Genomic DNA, 8,948 nt, shown 5'->3' with positions numbered 1-8,948 from the left:
AGGCAATGGAATTATACTGCCATTCCTGACGCAACAACTTTATAAGTTGCCTAAGTTATTTCATGCACATTCCTTAAGTATAGATATAAATCACAAAAACTCAAGTTACCCTCCCCTTACGTTGAACCAAAAGAAACCTACACCAATCCAAGTAAAAGAGAATAAGCTCAACCTAGGAAATATCTATGAAATCACCCTATGTAGTATATAATTTTTTTTAATACACAATATATTGTGTTATTATTGCTAACTCAAAAAATAGATCACACCTTATTTTCGTTAAGCCCTACAACCAAAAAATCGAAAAATATCCAACAGCATTAACCAGGAAAATAGATGACCAATAAAGCTCACACCAACACTATGGAGATTGCATTACAAGATGCATCACTTGATATATGGGACACCAAATACCGTTTAAAAACAAAATCGGGTGAAGCCGTTGATGCAAATATAGACGGCACCTACCAACGTGTTGCAAAAGCTCTATCCAGTGTAGAAAAAGGTAAAGCTAAACAAGAGAAGTATTACCAAGAATTCTTATGGGCCTTACGCCAAGGCGTAATCCCCGCCGGGCGAATTATTTCCAATGCTGGCGCACAAGACCATAAACCTGCGACATCAACGATTAACTGCACCGTTTCAGGCTCTATTGTTGATTCTATGGATGATATTCTCGGCAAGGTACATGAAGCAGGGCTTACGTTAAAAGCCGGTTGTGGGATCGGCTATGAATTTTCCACGCTAAGACCTAAAGATGCGTATGTCTCTGGTGCTGGTGCTTACACCTCTGGCCCCTTATCCTTTATGGATATCTACGACAAAATGTGCTTCACCGTGTCTTCTGCTGGGGGCCGCCGTGGTGCGCAAATGGCAACCTTTGATATTGGTCATCCTGATGTTGTGGAATTCATCCGCGCCAAACGTGAGGACGGTCGTTTACGCCAATTTAATTTATCCTTATTAATTACGGCAGAATTTATTGAAGCGGTAAAAGCAGATAAACCTTGGCCTCTGTCTTTTCCCATCATGCAAAGAGAGCTAGAACAAGATAATCTAGACTTAACTGATAAGTCTCTCATTATCTGGCGTGACTTACCGCATTCCCTGGGATACGTAGAAAATGAAGACGGCCTAGTTGCCTGTAAAATTACTAAAACACTGCCTGCGCGTCGTTTATGGGACATTATCATGTCCTCAACTTACGATTATGCAGAACCAGGGTTTATCTTAATTGATAAAGTCAATGAGATGAATAACAATTGGTTTTGCGAGGATATTCGCGCGACCAACCCTTGCGTAACCGCAGATACGCGTTTACACACTCAACATGGCATGGTAAAAATTGGTGATCTTTATGCAAGCCAAACGCCACTAGAAGTCACCGTTGATGCCCGCGCTTTAGGTAAAAATGAAATTGGGACAGTCATACGTCCAGCTAAACCAGCGTTTATGACCGCGCAATCCGCTGATGTTTATCGCGTCACCACAAAAGACGGATATGAAATTAAAGCCACTGCATGGCATGATTTTTATACCGACAGAGGTAAGGTAAAATTAAAAGACCTCGCTATTGGCGATAACTTACTGATTCAATCGGGCAAAGGTCAATTCGGGCAACAAGGTGATAAGACTTTTGGGGCTTTACTCGGTTTTATTACTGGCGATGGTCATTTTACTAATCGCGGTAAAGAACAACAGGCGGCCGTGATTAACTTATGGAATGATGACCGTTCCTTTGCGCCAATGCTCGTGACTTATATTAATCACTTATTAAGCACAACTCAGCTTGAACCGCAGCGCGCTCGTCAATATCAAGTTTCAGCAGTTGCCATACCTGAGCGCAATATGATTATGATTCGTTCGGTTATTTTAGCGCGAGTGCTTGCGTTTTATGGTTTCAATAAAGAAAGCAAATTAAGCGTACCTGAAGTGGTTTGGCAAGGGACAGAAGCCTGTATAAAAGGTTATTTATCAGCGTTGTTTCAGGCGGATGGTACGGTTAATATTTCAGGGAAAAGTAAATCTTGCTCCGTACGATTAGCTTCATCTCACCCTGAATTACTAACAGATATTCAAGGTTTATTAGCTAATTTTGCTGTTTTCTGTCGTATTCGTAAGCGTCGAGATGCGGCATTAAGAGCAATGCCCAATGGCAAAGGTGGAAATCAAAATTATACTTGTAAAGCCAATTATGAGTTGATTATTGACGGACAATCTCGTGAACAGTTTATGCAAGAAATTGGCTTTTTAGGTGAAGCAAAAAATCAAAAATATCAGAACTGGGCCGTTGATAAACAACTTTTAAAAAAGCGCAATTTTTTATCTGAAATTTCTGCAATACACTATATAGGTAAAGAGGCTGTTTTTGATACGACACAAGCGGATCATAACACGGTTATTTTTAATGGCATTGTCACAGGGCAATGTGGTGAACAACCATTGCCGCCTTATGGGTCCTGCCTTCTAGGTTCAATCAATCTGACACGCTTTATACAAGATCCTTTTACTGAAAACGCTACCTTTAATTGGGATGCTTATCGTAAAACAATCCGTATTTTCACACGCATGCTCGATAATGTTGTTGAAATTAACGGCTTACCTTTAGAAAAACAACGCGAAGAAATCACCTCTAAACGTCGTCATGGCATGGGTTACTTAGGCTTAGGTTCTACTTTAACTATGCTAGGCATGCAATATGGTGATGATGCCTCGTTAGGCTTTACTAGCGAAGTGACTAAAGTCTTAGCCGTTGAAGGTTGGAAAGAAGCGCTGGAATTAGCGAAAGAAAAAGGTACAGCACCTGCTTTAGAAAAAATGTATAACGTAACCGGCAGAATGCTACATAAACGCCCTGAAATGGTGACGGATGGTTATAAAATAGGCGATAAAGTTGCCGGTAAAGTACTGCATGCAAAATACAGTCGCTATATGCAAAAAATTGCTGAAGCTGAGCCAGAATTAATTGCTGCACTAATTGAGCAAGGCGCACGCTTTACCCATCACAGCTCGATTGCACCGACCGGCACAATTTCTTTATCGCTCGCCAATAATGCCAGTAACGGTATAGAACCTAGCTTTGCACACCATTATGCACGTAATGTTATCCGTGAAGGTAAAAAGAGCAAAGAAAAAGTTGATGTTTTCTCTTTTGAATTACTCGCTTACCGTGAATTAATTAATAAAAAAGCGATGCCATATAGCGAAACAACAGATGAACAATTACCCGATTATTTTATTACTGCGGATGCTATTACACCGAAACAACATGTTGACGTGCAAGCCGCAGCGCAAGTTTGGATTGATTCATCAATTTCTAAAACGGCCAATGTCCCAACCGACTATCCGTATGAAGATTTTAAATCAATTTATCAATACGCCTACGACAAAGGCTTAAAAGGTTGCACCACTTTCCGTTTCAACCCTGAAGTCTTCCAAGGTGTTTTAGTTAAAGAATCTGACCTAGAAAATACCACCTATCAATTTACACTTGAAGATGGCCATGTATTAGAAGTAAAAGGTAATCAACAAATTGAATACGATGGCGAAATGCACTCCGCTGCTAATTTGTTTGACGCCTTAAAAGAAGGCTATTACGGAAAATTCTAAAGAGACAAAAACAATGACCCTAAAAATAGATAAAAAAATTGTAAGCTACAAAGTCGTCACGCCAGAAGACAAAAAGCCAGCCGTCGTTGAAGAAGTCAAAAATGACTTGGAAAGCATGCATGAAAAGCTGACTCGCCCAGAAATGCTGCTCGGCTCAACGTATAAAATAAAAACTCCGCAATCAGAACACGCCTTATATATCACCATCAATGATATGTTTCTGAATGCCGGCACAGAGCATGAAGAGCGCCGTCCTTATGAAGTATTTATTAACTCCAAAAACATGGAGCACTTCCAGTGGGTGCTAGCCTTAACCCGTGTTATTTCAGCCGTCTTCCGTAAAGGGGGTGATATTACCTTTATGGTTGAAGAACTCAAAGCCGTATTTGACCCAAAAGGAGGATACTTTAAAAAAGGCGGCGTATACATGCCCTCTTTAGTCGCAGAAATCGGCCATGCAATTGAGCAACACATGAAACATATCGGCATGTTAAAAGATATAGAACTTGAAGCACACCAAAAGCAATTTTTGGCCGAAAAACGCAAAGAGTTTGAAGAGAAACATGGTGCGCAAGCAGATGAAAGCGATAATTTCCCTGAACAAGCGCAACTTTGCCCTAAATGTCAGACTAAAGCTTTAGTATTGATGGATGGGTGTATGACGTGTTTGAATTGTGGTGATAGCAAATGTAACTAGTGGTAAGAAACATGCAAAGTTATACTTATTATAAAGAAAATATTAATTTGTATAAAATAGCCTGAAGCGTTTGAGATAGTGCGGAAAAAATTAAGAACGCATAATGGACAAACAAATGGTTATGGCTTAAAAGTTTTTCCATGAAACGGAGTTTAAATACCATAAAAAAGTCTCAGCGTCTCCGCTAAGGCTTTTTGTCGACCGCGAATCCGCAACCCTTGAATAATATTTTAAGCACTGAACCAGTTTAATATAATCCAATGGGGTAAAGGCTGGCTTAAAAAAGCTATTTCTCGTTGCCAAGCTTCAGTTTGAAAATACATAAAGCAACCATTCTAGTCAGAATGACCAATACCACCAAATAATGACCTAGCTACTGCCAATATTATAATTATTTGAACTTATCACAAATTGACTTTATGCGTCATTGACGTATATTTGTCATATGGTTATTATTGAAACTTCAATTTTTACAAAGCGAATAAAAGAGCTAATGACGGATGATATATACCGTGAACTTCAAAATACATTAGCTACTTATCCTGAATCTGGAAAGCTTATTCAGGGAAGCGGTGGTCTACGAAAAATTCGATGGGGCATTACCAGCAAAGGAAAGAGAGGCGGTGCTAGAATCATTTATTATTCTTCAACCGGTAAAAATCAAATTTTTATGCTCATGGTTTATGCAAAAAATGAATGTAGCGACTTAACTAAAGAGCAATTGTCTCTTCTTAAAAAAGTAGTTGAACGGGAGTTTAAAAATGAATAAAGAATTATTTAATGAGCTTCTAGATAGTGTAGAAGAAGCGGGAGAAATTCATCGAGGTGAAAGAGCTTCATCTAGAGAGTTTAATTTTGCAGACCCAGACGTAAGAGCAATTAGAAAACAGATAGGTTTTTCACAGTCAAAATTTTCTGCCCTAATTGGTGTAAGTATTAGAACATTACAAAATTGGGAGCAAGGTCATCGTCACCCGACAGGACCAGCAAAAGTATTATTAAAGTTAGTTCAGTCAAATCCTGAATCAGTCTTTACAGAGCTTAATGAAAATCAATTATAATCAAAAAAATCCAGCTGACCGTTTAAAGCGTCACTTTTTTGCAAAAAACCGCAAAAAAACTGCCACTCTTGATTTGGCCGATAGATTCAACTTTGATTCAAACATGATTGATACAATTTATATAGAAGAAAACATCTTACAACACCCTCGCGTATTAGATATTTGTGCGCGCTTCCCGAAAGCTCGGCAGGTTACTTGCAATCGCTATGGTGAAGTTTTTAACCCGAAAGCGCAAAACTTTCGCCTGCAAAAACAGCAACCCGCTTTAATTCTTGCTGAGAAATATCAAGGCTTTATGCTGAAAGCTCCGCCGCATTACGGTATCGGTGCCAAGCAGAATTACTACTTCTCGCATATGCTGAATTGCTTGTATGATTGTCGCTATTGCTTTTTACAAGGTATGTACCAATCGGCTAATTATGTGTTGTTTGTTAATTATGAAGACTATTTCGCCGATATTCAGCGCTTATGCGCAGAAACACCCGATGAACCGGTGCACTTTTTCTCCGGCTATGATTGCGACAGTTTAGCCTTGGAACCCGTGACCGATTTTGCTCAAGAGTTTTTACCCGTTATCCGCGCCATTCCTAATGCGTGGATGGAATTGCGCACGAAGAGTACACAAGTACGCCATTTATTAGATATTGAGGCTTTTGAGCGCTGCATTGTCGCTTTTAGCTTTACGCCTGATGAAATCGCATCAACATTGGAACATAAAGCCCCTAATATCTTAAAACGGCTGGATGCACTGAATAAATTACAGGAAAAAGGCTGGCCAATAGGTTTACGCTTTGACCCAATTATTTACGAAGATGATTACCAACAGCATTATCAAAGCTTATTCAAAACGGTATTTGCTAAAATTAATCCCGACTTGCTACATTCCGTTAGTCTAGGTGTTTTTCGTTTACCGGATAAATATTTTAAGAAAGTTCAGAAACTTTACCCTGAAGAGAAGTTATTTGCCAGCCCACTAAAATCACGCGATGGCATGATGTCTTATAAAGCGGCACTAGAAGAAGAAATGATGCAATTTTGTACACAGGAATTGCTCAACTATATTCCTGAAGATAAATTTTTCCCATGCAGTTTGTAAAGCGTACGATTTTAATTACCGGAGCAAGTTCCGGCATAGGTCGTGCTTGTGCGCGCACTTTATTAGATCAAGGTCATGAGGTAGTTGGCGTTTCCAGAGATTGCCAAAAATTCACGCAAGCCCACCCGCGCTTCAATTCAGTAGCAATAGATTTCAGCGATTTGACTACTTTACCCAATAAAATCAAACAACTGGTCAAACAGTTTCCAGCCATTGATGCTATTGTTTTCAGTGCCGGCAAAGGCCAATTTTCCAGCTTGGAAGAGTTTTCCTTTAGCCAAATACAAGAAATAATGAATCTGAATTTTATTAGCCAAAGTTTTCTAGCTAAGGGATTTTTGCCTGCTTTAAAACGACAAGCTTTAGCTGATCTTATCTTTATAGGCTCAGAAGCCGCATTAGTGGGCAGCCGCAAAGGTTCTATTTATTGCGCTAGTAAATTTGCTCTACGTGGCTTTAGTCAAGCACTCAGAGATGAATGCGCAAAAAGCAGCGTGCGTGTTTCCTTAATTAACCCGGGTATGGTAAAAACTGATTTCTTTAAGGCGTTAAGCTTTGAGCCAGGCGAACAAGCGAGCCAACATTTACTAGCAAGTGACGTTGCGGATGCCGTTAGCTATATTATTAATGCACGCTCAGGTATTATTATTGATGAAATAAACTTAAACCCAGCTAATAAGGTTATAAATTTCAAGAAGTAAGTCACACTTTTGAGTGTAAAGCCTAATTCCTCTAGCCTAAGACTGCGACAATATGTCACATTTTCAATTGCAATCAACTTAGATATGATATAGGCAACTCTTAAATGCACTCCAAACTGATTAGAGTTTACCCTCCTCCTTGAATGCGACTTAACTTAGTTAAGACGCATTTTTTTTGCCTAGTCACTTTTCAAACTATCATTTAGTACAGGTTTCATTGCCCAACGAATCCTTATAGCAGCTTATGGCCCGCCCTGCTCCATCTCTATAATTTTTATTTCCAAAAGAATCTGTTCTGCCCTTAATCACTTCACCATGCCTTGTTTTCCATGCCTCATTACCAAAAGAGTCTTTTTTCCCTCGTACCTGCCCCGAACTATCTTTATAAGTCATATTGCCAAAAGAGTCCCTAATACCATTGATCATATTTCCCTTACTATCAGTCCATTGTTCATTGCCTGCTGCATCTGTTCGCCCAAACCATGTATTGCCCTGCTCATCGCGGCATGTTTTATTAGCAAACGAATCTGTTTGGCAGCTCATTTTCGCACTAGCACTATTGATTGAAATTAATAGTATTAAGGCAGTAAATATGGGTAAGCGTTGCATTCCTTCTCTCCTTTGAAATATTAAAATTAACACCTTATTCTCTCCAGGGGTTATATAATACTGCCCGTTCTTAAAGGACTGGCAGTACTTACAGATATTATGAAATTTGATTCCTTAAGCCCTCTTGCTAGAAAAGGAGCTTACCTTTAAGCCAACAGTATTGGATCCTGCTCCCGTTTTTACTCAGAAATAATATCGCACTCATAGCGATAAACTTTTACTGAGTCTGACCAATAATCAGGGTCAAACCCAGCCTTTTGTTTGAGATGGCACAAAAAATCGTGCGGCTCAGGCAATGACTCCCATACCGAAGGTAAAAATGTGCCCCTCTGAGCGCCTTCTTGTAAAATTAAGCCATCAATATTGGGGCGTATTTGACGCAACAAATCCTCCTCAGAATCAAATTTGATAAGCTCAGGCTTAGTCAGTATAGACAAGTGAATTTCCAGTTGTTCATACTCCGCCGCGGTAACGGGTGGAAAACGATAATCTCGAAAAGCTGCGGCAAAAGCATTTTCTGCAATATCAACGATCAAAGGACGTACGGCTTCTAACATGCCAATACAGCCACGCAATTGATGATGTATTTCTAAAGTAACAAAGCTGGCACGGATTTCCTGTAACTCAGGATCATAATCTCCACTATTTACAGGCAAGGCTTGACCATGTCTTAAACCATAAGCGATAGAATCTTTCGCGGTCTGTAATAGTTGTAACTGTTGTGTTTTAGTCAATAACATAAGCACCATACCCGACGACACGGCTTTTATCGCCGGCAGTATCACCTGAATTTCTAAGATCAATCGTTTTAATTTGCAGTGATTTCTTTTTTGCCAGAGCAAGCAAGCCACTCACTGGCACACGCCCACAAGCACTGTCATAATCTAAATGTTGATAATCAAGCTTTTCGATTTTTTCACTGGTTTCCTGATCTAGCCGTTGCGCTGTCGCATAATCATGAAAATGGCTAAGATCTGAACTAATAACGATTAAAGTATTCGACTGGTCATAAAATAATGCCAATACAAGCGCTATTTGTTCCGCCGGACAATCGCCTACCACTATTGGAACTAGGCTAAAGTCATCTAAGGAATGAGCACAAATTAATTTAGGCAAGTTCAATTTAAGAATTATAATGATGCAACTCATAAACTTTATTTAAAATCGACCCAAGA

General features: G+C 39.5%; 9 protein-coding genes. 6 read left to right on the top strand and 3 right to left on the bottom strand.

Annotated features, from left to right (window positions below):
• Nucleotides 1-336: 336 nt before the first annotated feature.
• The 6 genes from BQ7314_RS09640 (at nt 337) to BQ7314_RS09615 (ending at nt 7,164) form a co-directional block, all read left to right on the top strand.
• Nucleotides 337-3,609 (top strand): LAGLIDADG family homing endonuclease, encoded by a 3,273-nt coding sequence (locus tag BQ7314_RS09640; RefSeq protein WP_245394964.1) that lies wholly within the window; start codon nt 337-339, stop codon nt 3,607-3,609.
• Between the two features lie 13 nt (nt 3,610-3,622).
• On the top strand, nt 3,623-4,306 hold the full coding sequence (locus tag BQ7314_RS09635; RefSeq protein ID WP_174483496.1) for a TSCPD domain-containing protein: 684 nt from the start codon (nt 3,623-3,625) through the stop codon (nt 4,304-4,306).
• A gap of 445 nt (nt 4,307-4,751) precedes the next feature.
• Nucleotides 4,752-5,075, top strand: a complete 324-nt coding sequence (locus BQ7314_RS09630; RefSeq protein WP_174483495.1) for a type II toxin-antitoxin system RelE/ParE family toxin — start codon at nt 4,752-4,754, stop codon at nt 5,073-5,075.
• On the top strand, nt 5,068-5,367 hold the full coding sequence (gene nadS, locus BQ7314_RS09625) for a NadS family protein (RefSeq protein ID WP_174483494.1): 300 nt from the start codon (nt 5,068-5,070) through the stop codon (nt 5,365-5,367). Before BQ7314_RS09630 ends, nadS begins: the two co-directional genes overlap by 8 nt.
• 103 nt (nt 5,368-5,470) lie before the next feature.
• Nucleotides 5,471-6,463: an SPL family radical SAM protein gene (locus BQ7314_RS09620; RefSeq protein WP_174483497.1), complete on the top strand. Its 993-nt coding sequence runs from the start codon at nt 5,471-5,473 to the stop codon at nt 6,461-6,463.
• Nucleotides 6,451-7,164 carry an SDR family oxidoreductase gene (locus BQ7314_RS09615; protein WP_174483493.1) on the top strand — a complete coding sequence of 238 codons (714 nt, stop codon included), beginning with the start codon at nt 6,451-6,453 and terminating at the stop codon, nt 7,162-7,164. The genes BQ7314_RS09620 and BQ7314_RS09615 overlap by 13 nt, the downstream gene beginning before the upstream one ends.
• A 198-nt stretch (nt 7,165-7,362) precedes the next feature.
• Here the strand turns inward: BQ7314_RS09615 and BQ7314_RS09610 are convergent, their stop codons facing one another.
• The 3 genes from BQ7314_RS09610 to amrB all read right to left on the bottom strand — a co-directional run bounded on the left by BQ7314_RS09610 (nt 7,363) and on the right by amrB (nt 8,922).
• Nucleotides 7,363-7,773, bottom strand: coding sequence for a hypothetical protein (locus BQ7314_RS09610; protein WP_174483492.1), 411 nt, complete (start codon nt 7,771-7,773; stop codon nt 7,363-7,365).
• Between the two features lie 179 nt (nt 7,774-7,952).
• Nucleotides 7,953-8,513 (bottom strand): AmmeMemoRadiSam system protein A, encoded by a 561-nt coding sequence (gene amrA / locus BQ7314_RS09605; RefSeq protein WP_174483491.1) that lies wholly within the window; start codon nt 8,511-8,513, stop codon nt 7,953-7,955.
• Nucleotides 8,500-8,922, bottom strand: coding sequence for an AmmeMemoRadiSam system protein B (gene amrB / locus BQ7314_RS09600; protein ID WP_174483490.1), 423 nt, complete (start codon nt 8,920-8,922; stop codon nt 8,500-8,502). Before amrB ends, amrA begins: the two co-directional genes overlap by 14 nt.
• Nucleotides 8,923-8,948 lie beyond the last annotated feature (26 nt).

The organism is methanotrophic endosymbiont of Bathymodiolus puteoserpentis (Logatchev), assembly GCF_900128525.1.
GTDB lineage: Bacteria > Pseudomonadota > Gammaproteobacteria > Methylococcales > Methylomonadaceae > Methyloprofundus.
The sequence above is the reverse complement of the archived record's forward strand: the minus strand, read 5'-3'. Positions and strand labels throughout refer to the sequence as shown.

Coding starts and splice junctions, on each gene's coding strand:
- BQ7314_RS09635 (WP_174483496.1), top strand. CDS start 3,623: ATGACCCTAAAAATAGATAAAAAAATTGTAAGCTACAAAGTCGTCACG.
- BQ7314_RS09630 (WP_174483495.1), top strand. CDS start 4,752: ATGGTTATTATTGAAACTTCAATTTTTACAAAGCGAATAAAAGAGCTA.
- BQ7314_RS09620 (WP_174483497.1), top strand. CDS start 5,471: ATGATTGATACAATTTATATAGAAGAAAACATCTTACAACACCCTCGC.
- BQ7314_RS09640 (WP_245394964.1), top strand. CDS start 337: ATGACCAATAAAGCTCACACCAACACTATGGAGATTGCATTACAAGAT.
- amrA (WP_174483491.1), bottom strand. CDS start 8,513: ATGTTATTGACTAAAACACAACAGTTACAACTATTACAGACCGCGAAA.
- nadS (WP_174483494.1), top strand. CDS start 5,068: ATGAATAAAGAATTATTTAATGAGCTTCTAGATAGTGTAGAAGAAGCG.
- BQ7314_RS09610 (WP_174483492.1), bottom strand. CDS start 7,773: ATGCAACGCTTACCCATATTTACTGCCTTAATACTATTAATTTCAATC.
- BQ7314_RS09615 (WP_174483493.1), top strand. CDS start 6,451: ATGCAGTTTGTAAAGCGTACGATTTTAATTACCGGAGCAAGTTCCGGC.
- amrB (WP_174483490.1), bottom strand. CDS start 8,922: ATGAGTTGCATCATTATAATTCTTAAATTGAACTTGCCTAAATTAATT.